Consider the following 13,531-nt stretch of genomic DNA (forward strand, 5'->3'; position numbering starts at 1 on the left):
CAGGCTTGCTCAGTGCTTCACGTCCTTGTCCTGCAGGCCGTAGCTGGAGAAGCCCGCCATGGTCTCGGCGATCTGTTCGTCCGACAGAACGACCGGGCCGCCGATCTGCAGCGCCTGCCAGTAGAGCCGGGCCAGCATTTCCAGTTCCACCGCCAGCCACATGGCCTTTTCCAGCGACGGGCCGACGGCGATCATGCCATGATTGGCCAGAAGGCAGCCATTGCGCCCTTCAAGCGCCTTGACCGCCTCTTCCGACAGTTCCTTCGTGCCGTAGCGGGCATAGCCGGAGCAGCGGATGGTCGGTCCGCCAAAGGCGGCGATCATGTAGTGGCCGGCGGGGATCTCCCTGCGCGCCAGAGCCAGCGTCGTGCAATAGGGCGCATGCGTGTGCACGATGGCGTTGACGTCCGGCCGGGCGCGCATGATGTCGAGATGGAAGCGCCATTCCGTGGATGGTTTCAGCGGGCCATCCCAGGAGCCATAGTCGCGCTCCAGCGGCATGGCGGCGATCATGTCCGGTGTCAGCGCCTCATAGGGCGTGGCGCTCGGCGTGATCAGCATGTGATCCTCCCGGCGAACGGAGATGTTGCCCGCCGTGCCGTGATTGAGGCCACTGGCATTCATGCCAAGGCAATGGTCGATGATCGACTGGCGGATGGCGGTTTCTTCGGCATTGTCTGTCATGGTCTGTTCCATCATTGCGGATTTCTTCGCATCCCGCCTGAATGGCGGGCGTGAGCGCTTGCGCGCCGGCTGCCTCATGCGGTGTGATAGTTCTCAAGGGCGACCCGCAGCGCGTCGCCGCATGTCACGGCAGCGACAATGGCATTGGCCAGCGGCACCTGGTCCGCCGGCAGCGCTTGTGCTGCTGCCATGGCCGCAAGCGGCGCCTCGAGCGAGGCTGCGACCAGCGTGCCTTCCACCGTCTCTCCCTTCAGTGGTCCCTCCATGGCCTGCGCATAGGTCAGGCCTTCACCCAGAAGCCGGCCGAGACGGCTGTTGCGGCCGGCCTGGGTGGTCACGTGGAGGTCGCCGAGACCGGCAAGTCCGTAGGCCGTCGACGGATTGCCGCCCGAGGCGGCGACAATGCGCGCCAGTTCCGTGACAGCCTGGTTGAAAAGACTGGCAGTTTCGTTGTTGAGGCCTGCCCCGTTGACAGCGGGTTGCGACGGCGCCCGGCCGGACGGAACGGACACGCCGATGGCGTAGAAATTCTTCAGGGCCGCGCAGATCTCCAGCCCGGTCAGGTCATCGGTATGGGCGAGATGATAGTAGTCCGTGGACAGGACCGCAGCCCATTTCGCCGCCAGCGTCTGTTCCGTGAAGCCGAGGATGGCTGACGTCTGCCGGCGAACGGCCAATTCCCCGGCTATGCATGGCCCGCCGACCGCGCCGATAGGGCCATGTGCCACCCCTCGCCTTGCCAGTTCACGCTGCACGAATTCAGGCAGGGTTTCGACCCTGTCGCGGGTTTCCGCTATGCCCTTCGTAAGAAGCACGATCGGCGCCTCACCCGTGGCGCATTCCGTCAGCCGGTCGATGGCCCAGCCGATGCCGGGTGTCGAGACGCCGACAACGATCAGGTCGGCGGGCCGTGCCAGCGTCGCGGCCAGTTCGCTGACCGGCAGCGGCGTGACATTCGCGCCGATCTCCGCCTTCAGCCGTGGATGGATGCGGCCGGCCTGCATCGCGGCGACAAGATCGCCGTCAAGATGCGTGCCCACGAGGTCCACCGTCATGCCGTTGTCGGACAGCGGCGTGGCGAAGGCCGTGCCCATGACGCCCGCACCCAGTATGACGACCCTTGGCATCAGCGGCCTCCCACGAAACGGTCAAGGCCGGCATAGACGGGTTTCAACCGGTCATAGAGCCCTTCATAGACGGCGTAGAGTTCGTCATAACGCGCCCTTGCCAAAGGATCAGGCTCGGAAACGGCCACGATCTTCCCTGTCATCGCCGAAGCTGCCTCTTCAAACCCCGGATACCAGCCCGCGGCGACCGCCGCGCAGACGGCGGCGCCCAGCGACGATGCTTCCACGGTCTCCGACCGTTGCACGGTCTTGCCGGTCACATCGGCGAAAATCTGCCGCCAGACCTGCGATGCCGCGCCCCCGCCGATGGCGACGTAGCGCTCGACCGACTGGCCAAGCGCCGCTTCTGCCGCGGAGGCCGACAGGCGCAGTTCCAGTGCCAGTCCCTCCATCAGCGCCCTGAACATGTGGGCGCGCGAATGCGCCCCCGACAGGCCGACAAAGGCGCCGCGCGCCGATGAATCCCAGTAGGGTGACATCACGCCCTGCCAGTAGGGCACCATCAGCAGGCCCTGCGAGCCGATCGGCACGCCGGCGCTTTCGCGTTCCAGACGCGCCAGGATTTCGCCCGGCGTTCCGGGTTCGCCCGCGCACATGGTTTCCAGGAACCAGTTGACTGTGAATGTGCCGGCGCGCACGCAGGCCTCGTAGTAATAGCCCTCGCCCGTCGGCCCGCCCATCGTGCGCCATGCAAGCTGGTTGAGGTAGGCCGTGCCGTAAATGCCGGAGACGAGCGCGGTGCCGATGTTGAGATAGGCCGTCTGCGGCGTCAGCGCGGCACAGCCGAGGCCGGCAAGCTGGCCGTCGCCGCCGCCGGCCACCACCGGCGTGCCCTCGGGAAGGCCGGTTTCGGACGCAACGGCGGCGGACAGCGTTCCCAGAACCGTGCCGGGCCGTTCGGGCTCCGGCAGGCGGGTGGCATCAATGCCGGCCGCGGCCATGATCTGCGGCGACCAGCGCTTGGCCTCCTGGTCGAACAGGCCGAGCGGATCGGCGCTCGCCCAGCTCGTTGCCCAGCGGCCGGTCAGCCGAAACGTCAGATAGCCATGGACATCGGAAAAGAAGTCCGTCGCGTCATGGCGTTCCGGCTCGTGGCGGCGCATCCAGTAAATGCGGTTGACTGCAGGAATGACATCGACCGGCTTGCCGGAAATGCGATGGATGGAGGGCGTGCCGTCGGGATCGGTGCCGACGGCGTTTGCCAGTTCGTCCACCACGGGCCGGGCGCGATCATCCAGCCAGACCATGGCGGGGCGGACAGCGGAACCGTCACGGCGAAAGATGCCGAGTGTCTCGCGCTGGTTGCTGATCGACACCGCCCGGATGCGGCCGGGATCGACAGCGGCGGTAACCTGCGCCAGCGCCGTGCGCGTGGAGGCCCACCAGTCTTCCGGATCCTGTTCGTACAGGTTCGGCTCCGGGCTCGAAAGCGGGATTTCCGCCCGCCCCTCCGCCACCGCATGCCCCTCCGGTGTCCAGGCAATGGCCTTGGTGGCCGTGGTCGAGGAATCGATGCCGATGACAAGATCGCTCATGGTGCCGTCCCTTCCCTTCCCCCGGACTTGCGCGCCGCAAGAAGCCGGTCCGCGATTTCACGAAAGCCGGTGCCGCCCCTGCCCTTAGTCAGCCATTTGGGCGGCGTGGCAATCTGGGTCCTGAAATCAAGTACATTGGCCACGCCACAGGCATTGTCGAAGAAGCCGAACATGGGCTGGTCGTTCGGGCTGTCGCCGACAAAGGCGATTTCGGCGTTCCGGGCGGCAATGTCGATGCCCAGGATGTCCTGGGCGAAGGTGCGCGACATGGTCAGCTTGTCGTAGTCCCCGAACCAGCCGTTGACGTGAATGGAGGAAACCTTGGCCACGGCCCCCTCCTCCTCGAAAATCGACTTGATGCGCGCCACGTCGGTCTCGGGCAGAGGGTCCACGTCCTCGCAGAAGTCGATTGCCAGGTCGGCCAGCCGGAAGGGCTGATCGGCGGAAATGGCGGCGCCGGGAACCTCTGCGGCGATGCGCTGCCGGATGCGATCGAACCTGCCCGGATCGGCCAGATGGGCCTCGACGGCGGGATGGGCCTTGCGGATCATCTTCCGGGCTGCGTGGTCATAAGCATAATAGAAGGCGCCATTCTCGCCCACCACGCCGGCAACCGGCCAGAAGCGGGCGACCATGTCGCACCAGCCCGCCGGTCGGCCGGTGATCGGGGCAATGGCGATCCCTGCCTCGTGCAGGTCTTCAAGCGCCTGATATGCCGTGGCCAGGAGACGGCCTTCCGTGGTCACCGTGTCGTCGATATCGGTGAAAAGCACCGTGATGCCGGCGGCGACATCATCGGGCATGTCCGCGACGGGCCGCATCGTTCAGACCTCCCGTGCCGCCATCTCGCCGAGCACGCCACTGTCGCAGGCAATGTCAGCGAAGGAGAAGCGGTCGCGCATTTCATGGGCATGGGTCACCGCCTCGCGGTAGAAATCCACCGGCACGCCGAGCGACTGGGCGGATGTCGGTCCGCCAGCATCTGCAAGGTGCTGGCGAAGCACATCCGGGGCGACCGCCATGTCGAGGCATTCGGCACGCAATTCCGGCCAGATGCGTTCGATGCGTCGATTGAATGCCTCGGCGCCGGCCTCGTCGAATGCCTTCTTGCGATAGAGCGCCTCGCATTGGGCGGCCACTTCCGGCCCCATGCGGCGCGCCATGTCGTCCGCATCGATACCGGTGGGGCGCACCTGCGGTGCCGTTTCGCTTTGTAGGAAGTCGTGCTGGATGCGCGCCATCGTCAGCGTCGCCACGCCAACCTGCTGGCCATGAACGGACCCCGGATGCCGGTCGCCGGCAAAGCAGTCGATGTAATGGGAAATCTGGTGCTCGCCCATGGAGCCGTGGTTGGAAACGCCGGTGAAACTGACGCCCAGCCCGCACAGCGTGAGAACCCGGAACAGGGTACCCACGGCCTCGACATTACCCCTGGCGATGCCGGTGGCCTGTTCCATCAGCACGATCTCGTCGGGGATTTCGAGAAGATAGGGGACATGGTGATAGGCCGTGCCCAACAGGCGGTGCGACATCCACCAATCGATCTGGGCCACCGACCGGCACAGACAATCGCCGAAGCCGGCGGCGTTGAGCCAGGCAGGCGCTTCGGCACAGGTCTCCAGATCCACGAAGAAGCCTGCCGGCGCCTGGGCAGGCAGCGAAACCTTCAATCCGCTGTCCAGCGTGATGGAGGCCGTGGTGGAGGTGTAACCGTTCATCGAGCCGGCGGTCGCGAAGACGCAATAACGCGTGCCATTTTGCAGCGTGGCGTATTTCGTCAGATCGTTGATCGTGCCCGACCCCACCGCGACGGCGGAGGCGAAAGGCTTGAGGCGTTCGGTCAGGTCGCGCACCGTCGCCATGTCCGCGTGAGGATGATCGAGGACGATCTCGGTGACGTCGCCCAGCGGCCGGAGCGCGCGGGCGATGCGCTCGCCCATCGCCTTGTGGGTATTGCTGTCGGACACCACGGCGAAGGGCGGCTTGAAACCCAGCGCGGCGACGAGATCGGCTTCCCGCCCCTTCAGGCTCTCGGCGAAGACGATGCTGTCATAGGGCGGAGCGGGGTAGCGCTTGCCATTGAGCGGATTGATCCATCGCCCGTCGCAGATGTCGTCGATCAGGGCGGTCCAGTTTTTCGGGGTGCCGGCGGCGGGATTCATGGCTTCCTGTTCGCTCAAAGTGAAATTCGCTCGCCGCTTGCCCGGTCAAAGACATGGAGCTTGCCCGGATCGATGGCGAAGGACATGCGTTCGCCTGCATGGCGATAGGCCGAACGCGGCGCCACGGCGACAAATTCGGTGCCCTCCACATCAAGGTGGAATTGCACGTCCGCACCGGTCTTCTCGGCAATCTGCAGCGTGCCCATGATCGCGCCATCGGGATCGAACGTGACATCATTGGGCCGGACGCCGCATGTCACTGCCTTGCCGGCATGGGCGGCATAGCCCGACGGCAGATCGAGCGCGAGATGACGCGCGCGGAAGCGAACCGCGTTGCCGTCGGCCTCGATCTCCCCGTCGATGCAATTGATCTGCGGCGAACCGATGAACTCGGCGACAAAAAGGCTGTTGGGCCGGTCGTAGAGATCGTCGGGCGAACCTTCCTGGACGATCTTGCCGTCCTTCATCAGCACGATCTTGTCGGCCATCGTCATGGCTTCGATCTGGTCATGCGTCACATAGATCGTGGTCGCCTTCAGGCGATCATGGAGCTGGCGGATTTCCACCCGCATGTGGGCGCGCAGCTTGGCATCCAGGTTGGAAAGCGGTTCATCGAAGAGGAACACCTTGGCATCGCGCACCATGGCGCGGCCCATGGCCACGCGCTGGCGCTGGCCGCCCGAGAGTTCCGAGGGCTTGCGGTCCAGCAATTCGGTGAGGTTGAGGACACGGGCCGCCTCATCCACCTTCTGCCGGATTTCCTCGGCCGATTTCTTCGCAACCTCCAGGCTGAAGCCGATATTGTCGCGTACCTTCATGGTCGGATAGAGCGCGTAGTTCTGGAACACCATGGCGATGTCACGGTCGCGCGGATGCATGTCGTTGACCACGCGCCCGTCAATTGCGATTTCGCCGGCGGTCACCGTTTCCAGCCCCGCCGTCATGCGCAGCAGGGTGGTCTTTCCGCAACCCGAAGCCCCGAGCAGGACGACGAATGTTCCATCCTCGATGTCCAGCGAGAGGTCGTTGAGAACCTGTACGGAGCCGAAGGATTTTCCGACTTTTCGGTATTCGACATTGGCCATTCAGGGCGCCTCAGTATTTCTGACGCGTCGGCGTCAGGCAGATTTCCTGGACAAGGGCTTCCTGGGGAAGCCGGTAGGCATTGAGGATCAGGTCCGCAACGATTTCCGGACCGATGCCGCCGCCCATCCTGACCTTGTTTTCCTTGTATTCGCGAAGCGTCTTCTCATCGAGAACGCCGGTCAGAACCTCCGTCTCGATCACGCCCGGCGAGACGACAAGTACCCTGACGTTGTAATCCGACAGGTATTCCCGCAAGGATTCCGAAACCGCGTGGACGAAGAACTTGGTGCCGCAATAGACGGTATGGTCGGGATAGACCTTGCGTCCGGCAATCGAACTCATCATCACCAGCGTGCCGTGCCGGCGCTCCATCATGGCGTTCATGACCGCATGGACCGTGTTCATCACACCCTTGGTGTTGATGTCGATCATCTCGTCCCATTCTTCCGGCGGCTGGCGGCCGATATCGGCGAGACGGGCAAGGCCGGCATTGGCGAACATCATGTCCACCGGGCCGTATTGCGCTTCCGCCCTGGCCACCGCATCGGCAATCTGCGCGCGGTCACGTACATCCACTTGCGCTATCACGGAATCCGGCAGGTTCATTGCTTCCATGCGGTCCACGCGGCGTGCCATCATCAGCACCGGGTGCCCGGCCGCCGAAAACGCCCGTGCGGTTGCCTCGCCTATGCCCGAACTGGCGCCTGTGATCGCTATGAGCGGTTTGTCGGCCATGATCCCGTATTCCCTCGCTTGCGTTTCTTCCGGTCAGGGGAGCGGCGGCAAGGCGCCGCCGCTCCGGTTCGTGTTCGGGTCTGTTCCTCAGCCCTGGACGATCTTGTCGACCGCCTGGGCGATGTCGTCCATCGCTTCCTTGGCCGAACCGTAGTCGCCGGCGAAATACTTGCCGAGGCGCACCGGAATGGTGTCGTTCGACAGTTCCGCCCATTGCGGCAGATCCGGCTCGGACCCCATGTCCTTGGCGATGGTCTCGCGCACCACGTCGAGGTGACGGGTCGTGCCCGCACCGACGCGCGCATTGGCCTTGATGCGCTCGTCGTCATAGACGCTTTCGCGCGTCGGGCCGGTGCCGCCGCCCAGCGCCGTGATCAGCACCTGGGTGTCGTAGCAGGTTGCCCACTGCATGAAGATCCATGCCGCGTCGGGGTTCTTGGAGTTGCGCGAAACGGCAAGCGAGGAACCGCCCTGGTGGCCGACGCCGGGGATTTCGCCGAAGCCGGTCTCGTTGACCGTGCGAAGGGCGTGCTTCGGCTTGGGGCAACGCGCCGCTTCCATGAGGCCCGACACCTTTGTGGCGCTCGGATCGTCGAAATAGGGGAAGAATTCGCCCCAGCTCATCATCGAGGCAGCCACGCCCTGCGCAACGGACTGGCCCTGGCCGTCCCAGGTCCAGCCGTTCACGCCGGGCGGCATGGTCTTGTAGAGGCGGGTCCAGTATTCCATCGCCTCAAGGCCACGCTCGTCATTGCCGGAGAACTTGCCGTCGGCGTTGAAGATCGAGCCGCCATGACCCCAGAGCCAGGCCGTCCAGTCGCATTCCAGCGAATAGTGGCCGGACTTCATCTGGCCGGTGGCGCCGTACATGTCCGGGCCCATCTCATCGGTGATGGCCTTGGCCTGCTCGTAATATTCCTCCAGCGTTTCGGGCGCCTTGAAGCCCATCTTGTCGTAGATGTCCTTGCGGTACTGCATGATGAAGATCGGGATGTCGTAGGGCACGCCCACCCAGCGATCCTCGTATTTGGAGATGCCGTCGACGAGGGCCGGCAGGAAGTCGTCGATATTGTAGTCCGGCATGGCCAGGTCGGGCTTGTCGGCGATCTGCTCGCGCGGATCGAACACGTCGCGGCTGACCGAAGCGGCCCAGGACTGGTCGATGTAGTAGAGGTCATAGGTGCCGAGCTGGGAGGCAATGTCGAGGGTCAGCTTCTGGAGCACCTGCTCCAGCGGCAGGACCTCGATCTCCACCTTCATGCCGGAGGCTTCCTCGAAGAACTGCTTGAGCTGGCTGTTGATGGCATTGGACGGCGGCGTCGACTCGGTGGCCAGGCGAAGCGTGGTGCCGGCAAAGGGCTTGGAGACTTCGCGCACCCAGTCGAGCACGTCCTTGGACGGGGTCAGGTCCCCGCCTGCCGCCATGACGCGGCTCGGCCGCACCATGCCGGAACCCAGCGCGGCGGCGCCGAGGCCGAACATGCCGGCATTGCGCAGGAATGCGCGACGGCTGATGCGCCCCTGGACGAAATCGTCCACCAGCTTGGCGCGATAGATTTTGCGATCACTGTCGTTCATGGTTTCCTCCTTTGAACAGTCAGATGGATCATTGTTTCACCGACCCGAGCGTCAGACCCCGCACGAGGTGCTTCTGCACGAGAAGGATGAACAGGAATGCCGGGATCATGGCCGCGGCTCCCAGCGCCGCCATGTTGCCCCAGGCGGTGCCGGTGGATGTGACGAAGGTGGACGAGACCACGGGCACGGTCTTCAGCCCGGTCTGCGTCAGCGTCAGGACGAATTGGAATTCGGTCCAGGAGAAGATGAAGCAGAGCACGGCGGTGGCCGCGATGCCGCCCTTGACCATGGGCAGCACGATGCGCCGGAAGATCAGCCAGCGCGACGCGCCGTCCACCATGGCGCTTTCGTCGATCTCGCGGGGAATGTCGTCGAAAAAGCTCTTCATCAGCAGGACGGCCAGCGGCAGGTTCATCAGGGCATGGATGAGAATGACGCCGGTATAGGTGTCGAGCAGCGACAGGTCCTTGTAGATGAAGAAGACGGGGATCGCGACCGCGACCGGCGGCATCATGCGCGTGGACAGGACCCAGGACACGAAATGGTGGCGCCCGCGGAAATGCATGCGGCTGAGCGCATAGGAGGCCAGCGTGGCAATGGTGACGGCCAGTGCCGTGGACAGCACCGCGATGACGATGGAATCCCAGAGGCGCGGCCCCATGCGCCAGTTGCCGCCTCCCGGCAGAACCTCGCGCTGTTCGCCGAAACCGAACCCCAGCGAAATGCCGAACACTTCCTCGAAATTCTTCACCGTCGGCGAAAACGAGAAGATCTTGGGCGGCCAGTTGAAGATCTCGTTGCCGTCCTTGAAGGCCACGGTCAGCCAGTAGTAGAGCGGAAAGGCAAACAGGGCGACCACAGCCCAACCGGCTACGGTGCGCAGGATGCGCGATGACCTGGAGCGGACAACCATTACCAGCGCACCTTTGCTATCCAGATGAAGAGATTGGCGATCAGCAGGATCACGGCCAGGGCGAAGAGCGAAAGCGTGGCGCCATAGCCCCACTTGATGAAGCTGAACGTCTGCTGCCAGGAATAGAGCGAAAGCGTGTAGGTGGACGTGCCGGGTCCGCCACTGGTCATCACGAAGACGTAGTCGAACATGCGGAAGATATCGATCCCGCGGATCAGGACCGCCACGGCGATGACCTTGTTCATCAGGGGCAGCGTGATGCGGCGGAACGTCATCCAGGCCGACGCGCCGTCCAGCATCGCCGCTTCGTAGGGCTCGGGCGGCAGCGAGCGCAGGCCGGCCAGGAAGATCAGCACCATGAACGGCGTCCACTGCCAGATGTCCGCGAGCATGACGCCCCAGAGCGCGGTCGAGGACGTGGCCAGGATCGGCGTCGACTTGTCCATGATGCCAAGCAATGACAGGACCCAGGTGAGCACGCCGAATTCGGGATCCTCGATCAGCAGATACATCATTCCGACGATGGCGGGCGGGACCACGAGCGTGAGCGTGAGCACCGAGCGCAGGACGCCGAAACCGAATTCCTCCTCGTCCAGAAGCAGTGCGATGGCCATGCCCAGCACCACTTCGACGCTGAGCACGATCGCGAAATAGAACATGGTCGTGCCGAAGGATTCCCACATGCGCGGATCGGCAAGAAGCTGCTGCCAGTTCTGCATGCCGACATAGACGAGCTGGCGCTTGAAGGGGGCATATTCGTGGAAGCTGAGCCAGATGTTGTAGAACAACGGCACGATGGTGAAGGCCACGAGCATGGCCACCAGCGGCAACATCCACACCCACGGGCGATCGGCTGACAAGACGCCGAGCTTCACTGGCTCTCCTCCCTCGGTCCAGCTTGCGATTTTTCAATTTGTTGCACCGATCATACATTTGTGCAACATTTTTTTGGTAGTTGAACATTTGTGCAAATTCGCTTATCGGCGGAAATGATGCGCAAGCGACAGGAAAGCCCGTTCATGGCACAAGGGGCCACCAGAAAGGGGTCAGCGACATGAACACGCCTTGGAACAGATCGGCCGTCCGGACGGCTGCGGCAAGCGAGACCATCGCCCGGGTGGCGCATCTCTATTACATTCTCGGACTCACCCAGAACGAGATCGCCAAACGGCTCAACATCACCCGGTTCAAGGTGCACAGGATGCTGGCCCAGGCCCGCGAACAGGGCATGGTGCGCATTGCCATCGACGTGCCCTTTGCCGAGCGGCTCGACCTGGAAAGCCATCTCATCCGCCGGTTCGGACTGGAGGCGGCCTTTGTCTGCCCGTCCGACACCAGCGAGGACGTGTCGCTGTCGGATGTCATCGGCCACTATGCCGGCAGCATGGTGTCCGACCTGCTGGAGAACGGCATGACGGTGGCCACGTCGTGGGGTTCCACGCTCCGGGCCATGGCCATGGCAATCGAACCCGGCGCCGCGGAGCATCTTTCGGTCGTGTCCATGATCGGAACGCTTGCCACCCGCTCGACCCAGGACAAGTACGAGGCGGCAGCCGTTCTGGCCGAGCGGCTGGGGGCGGAGTGCTTCTTCATTCCCGCACCGATCCTCTGCGACACGGAGGAAGCGACGGTCGCGATCAATTCGCAGCAGGCGGCCCAGGACGCCATGGTGCGCGCCAAGGCCGCGGACCTTGCCCTGCTGAGCATCGGCGGAACCGGGATGAGCAGCCTTCGCGAGGCATCCATGCTGACCGACGCCGATTACATGCAGGCACGCGAGGCCGGCGCCATCGGCAATTTCATCGGCCGCTTCATCGGAGCCGACGGGCTGCCGCTCGACCATCCGCTGAACGCCCGCTGCGTCGGCATCGGCCCGCAGAACATTCTCGGCATACCGCGCCGCGTGCTGGCGGCCGGCGGACAACAGAAAGTGGAGGCCATTCGCGCGGTGCTCGACCGTGGTTTCGCCACGATCGCGATCACGGACGAGGAAACCGCGCGCACACTCCTGAAACCTCCGGCCGCAAGGCCGGACTGACACGGAACGGAACCGGCAGGATGATGACAGGGCAACAGGACGGGATTTTCGATCTCTTCATCGTGGGCGGCGGCATCAACGGGTGCGGCATCGCCAGGGACGCGCAAGGCAGAGGCTATCGCGTGGCCCTGGCCGAGCGGGGTGACCTGGCGTCGGCCACATCCTCGGCCTCGACCAAACTGTTTCATGGCGGTTTGCGCTACCTGGAATATTTCGAGTTCCGGCTGGTGCGCGAAGCATTGGTGGAGCGTGAAGTGCTGCTTGCCAACATGCCGCACATCTCATGGCCGATGCGCTTCGTGCTGCCGTTGCATTCCGCCATGCGGTTCGAGAGCACGACACCGACATCGCGGCTGCTGACCGCGATCATGCCATGGATGAAGGGCCGGCGGCCGGCATGGCTGATCCGGCTTGGCCTCTTCCTCTACGACCATCTGGGCGGGCGCAGGATCCTGCCCGGCACGCGCCGGCTGGACCTGACGCGCGACGCGGCCGGCGAACCGCTGGACGACCGGTTCGCGAGCGCCTACGAATATTCCGATTGCTGGGTGGAGGATGCCCGCCTTGTGGTGCTCAATGCCCGTGACGCCGCGGCGCGCGGTGCGGCGGTCATGACGCGCAGCAACGTGGTGGCCGCATCGCCGGTGGATGGCGTCTGGCATGTCACCCTGGATACGCCCGAGGACGCCGCACCATCCGCGCCCGCATGCTGGTCAACGCGGCAGGGCCCTGGGTCGGCGACGTGGCGCGCGGGCGCATGCATCTCGACCTGACGGAAAAGGTGCGGCTGGTGCGCGGCAGCCATATCGTGACGCGCAGGCTCTACGACCATGACAAGGCCTACTTCTTCCAGGGCAGCGACGGGCGCATCATCTTTGCAATTCCCTATGAGGACGACTTCACCCTGATCGGAACCACCGATGCCGAGCATGAATCGCCCTCGGCAAGGCCGGCCTGTTCCGATGCGGAAGCCGATTACCTGTGCGCGTTCGCCTCCAGGTATTTCCGCAAGCCGGTCACCCGGTCGGATATCGTGTGGTCCTACTCCGGCGTTCGCCCGCTCTATGATGACGGCGCCAGTTCGGCCACGGCGGCCACGCGCGACTATGTTCTCAAAGGCGGCAGCGTTGGCGACGCGCCCTATCTCAACATTTTCGGCGGCAAGATCACAACCTATCGCAAGCTGGCCGAAAGCGCGCTGGAAACGATCGATACCGCCTTCGGTCGCACCACCGAAGGCTGGACGCATGCCGCACCTCTGGCCGGCGGCGATTTCGCAGTCGCGGACCGCAGCCGTTTGCTTGGCGACCTTCAGGCCCTGTTGCCCTTCATGGATGCAGCGACCGTGCGCCGCCTGTTCCGCCAGTACGGCACCGAGTGCCTTGCGATCTTTGCCGGAGCGTCCGGCTGGGATGATCTTGGAGGCGAGATCGCACCCGGCGTCAGCGCACGCGAACTGGACTGGGCGGCCGAAAACGAATGGGTTCACTGCGCCGAGGATTTCGTCTGGCGGCGCTCCAAGCTGGGTTTGCGCCTGAGCGCGAAGGATCTCGCAGCCATCGACCGGCACTTGTCGTCACGGGTCCCCGCGTTGAAGAGCGCCTGATACCGGCTGGCTCCGATGAGGCCGCGCGCAACCACAGGCGCGGCCTAGAGGAAACCGGACGGCATGG

11 protein-coding genes and 1 pseudogene are annotated in these 13,531 nt (G+C 64.3%); 2 read left to right on the forward strand and 10 right to left on the reverse strand.

Features of this window, described 5'->3' with window-relative positions; genetic code table 11:
- Positions 1–9 precede the first annotated feature (9 nt).
- From R3D65_RS00250 to R3D65_RS00295, 10 genes are all read right to left on the reverse strand, one after another.
- On the reverse strand, positions 10–699 hold the full coding sequence (locus tag R3D65_RS00250; RefSeq protein WP_371273226.1) for a class II aldolase/adducin family protein: 690 nt from the start codon (positions 697–699) through the stop codon (positions 10–12).
- Between the two features lie 59 nt (positions 700–758).
- Positions 759–1,811 (reverse strand): glycerol-3-phosphate dehydrogenase, encoded by a 1,053-nt coding sequence (locus R3D65_RS00255; RefSeq protein WP_371273227.1) that lies wholly within the window; start codon positions 1,809–1,811, stop codon positions 759–761.
- Complete coding sequence (locus R3D65_RS00260) at positions 1,811–3,346, reverse strand: FGGY-family carbohydrate kinase (protein ID WP_371273228.1); 1,536 nt, start codon at positions 3,344–3,346, stop codon at positions 1,811–1,813. The genes R3D65_RS00255 and R3D65_RS00260 overlap by 1 nt, the downstream gene beginning before the upstream one ends.
- Positions 3,343–4,167, reverse strand: a complete 825-nt coding sequence (locus R3D65_RS00265; protein WP_371273229.1) for an HAD-IIB family hydrolase — start codon at positions 4,165–4,167, stop codon at positions 3,343–3,345. The genes R3D65_RS00260 and R3D65_RS00265 overlap by 4 nt, the downstream gene beginning before the upstream one ends.
- Before the next feature lie 3 nt (positions 4,168–4,170).
- Positions 4,171–5,508 carry an iron-containing alcohol dehydrogenase gene (locus tag R3D65_RS00270; RefSeq protein WP_371273230.1) on the reverse strand — a complete coding sequence of 446 codons (1,338 nt, stop codon included), beginning with the start codon at positions 5,506–5,508 and terminating at the stop codon, positions 4,171–4,173.
- Positions 5,509–5,522: 14 nt separating this feature from the next.
- Positions 5,523–6,593, reverse strand: a complete 1,071-nt coding sequence (locus R3D65_RS00275) for an ABC transporter ATP-binding protein (RefSeq protein ID WP_371273232.1) — start codon at positions 6,591–6,593, stop codon at positions 5,523–5,525.
- A gap of 10 nt (positions 6,594–6,603) precedes the next feature.
- The gene (locus R3D65_RS00280) at positions 6,604–7,329 is read right to left on the reverse strand and encodes an SDR family oxidoreductase (RefSeq protein ID WP_371273233.1); all 726 of its coding nucleotides are present in this window, start codon (positions 7,327–7,329) and stop codon (positions 6,604–6,606) included.
- A gap of 87 nt (positions 7,330–7,416) precedes the next feature.
- Entirely contained in the window at positions 7,417–8,907 is a 1,491-nt protein-coding gene (locus tag R3D65_RS00285; RefSeq protein WP_371273234.1) for an ABC transporter substrate-binding protein, read from the reverse strand.
- 28 nt (positions 8,908–8,935) lie between these two features.
- Positions 8,936–9,820, reverse strand: a complete 885-nt coding sequence (locus R3D65_RS00290) for a carbohydrate ABC transporter permease (protein WP_371273235.1) — start codon at positions 9,818–9,820, stop codon at positions 8,936–8,938.
- The gene (locus R3D65_RS00295; RefSeq protein ID WP_371273236.1) at positions 9,820–10,695 is read right to left on the reverse strand and encodes a carbohydrate ABC transporter permease; all 876 of its coding nucleotides are present in this window, start codon (positions 10,693–10,695) and stop codon (positions 9,820–9,822) included. The genes R3D65_RS00290 and R3D65_RS00295 overlap by 1 nt, the downstream gene beginning before the upstream one ends.
- Before the next feature lie 179 nt (positions 10,696–10,874).
- On the opposite strand from R3D65_RS00295, the gene R3D65_RS00300 reads away from it, so the two are divergent.
- Positions 10,875–11,858, forward strand: a complete 984-nt coding sequence (locus R3D65_RS00300; RefSeq protein ID WP_371273237.1) for a sugar-binding transcriptional regulator — start codon at positions 10,875–10,877, stop codon at positions 11,856–11,858.
- 23 nt (positions 11,859–11,881) lie between these two features.
- Positions 11,882–13,464, forward strand: a pseudogene (glpD, locus tag R3D65_RS00305) (glycerol-3-phosphate dehydrogenase).
- Positions 13,465–13,531 lie beyond the last annotated feature (67 nt).

This window comes from Zhengella sp., from assembly GCF_041397485.1.
GTDB lineage: Bacteria > Pseudomonadota > Alphaproteobacteria > Rhizobiales > Rhizobiaceae > Zhengella.

What these genes read in the sequence shown, in the direction of transcription:
- R3D65_RS00300 (WP_371273237.1), top strand. Translation starts at nt 10,875, where the DNA reads ATGAACACGCCTTGGAACAGATCGGCCGTCCGGACGGCTGCGGCAAGC.
- R3D65_RS00285 (WP_371273234.1), bottom strand. Translation starts at nt 8,907, where the DNA reads ATGAACGACAGTGATCGCAAAATCTATCGCGCCAAGCTGGTGGACGAT.
- R3D65_RS00260 (WP_371273228.1), bottom strand. Translation starts at nt 3,346, where the DNA reads ATGAGCGATCTTGTCATCGGCATCGATTCCTCGACCACGGCCACCAAG.
- R3D65_RS00290 (WP_371273235.1), bottom strand. Translation starts at nt 9,820, where the DNA reads ATGGTTGTCCGCTCCAGGTCATCGCGCATCCTGCGCACCGTAGCCGGT.
- R3D65_RS00250 (WP_371273226.1), bottom strand. Translation starts at nt 699, where the DNA reads ATGATGGAACAGACCATGACAGACAATGCCGAAGAAACCGCCATCCGC.
- R3D65_RS00255 (WP_371273227.1), bottom strand. Translation starts at nt 1,811, where the DNA reads ATGCCAAGGGTCGTCATACTGGGTGCGGGCGTCATGGGCACGGCCTTC.
- R3D65_RS00275 (WP_371273232.1), bottom strand. Translation starts at nt 6,593, where the DNA reads ATGGCCAATGTCGAATACCGAAAAGTCGGAAAATCCTTCGGCTCCGTA.
- R3D65_RS00265 (WP_371273229.1), bottom strand. Translation starts at nt 4,167, where the DNA reads ATGCGGCCCGTCGCGGACATGCCCGATGATGTCGCCGCCGGCATCACG.
- R3D65_RS00270 (WP_371273230.1), bottom strand. Translation starts at nt 5,508, where the DNA reads ATGAATCCCGCCGCCGGCACCCCGAAAAACTGGACCGCCCTGATCGAC.
- R3D65_RS00280 (WP_371273233.1), bottom strand. Translation starts at nt 7,329, where the DNA reads ATGGCCGACAAACCGCTCATAGCGATCACAGGCGCCAGTTCGGGCATA.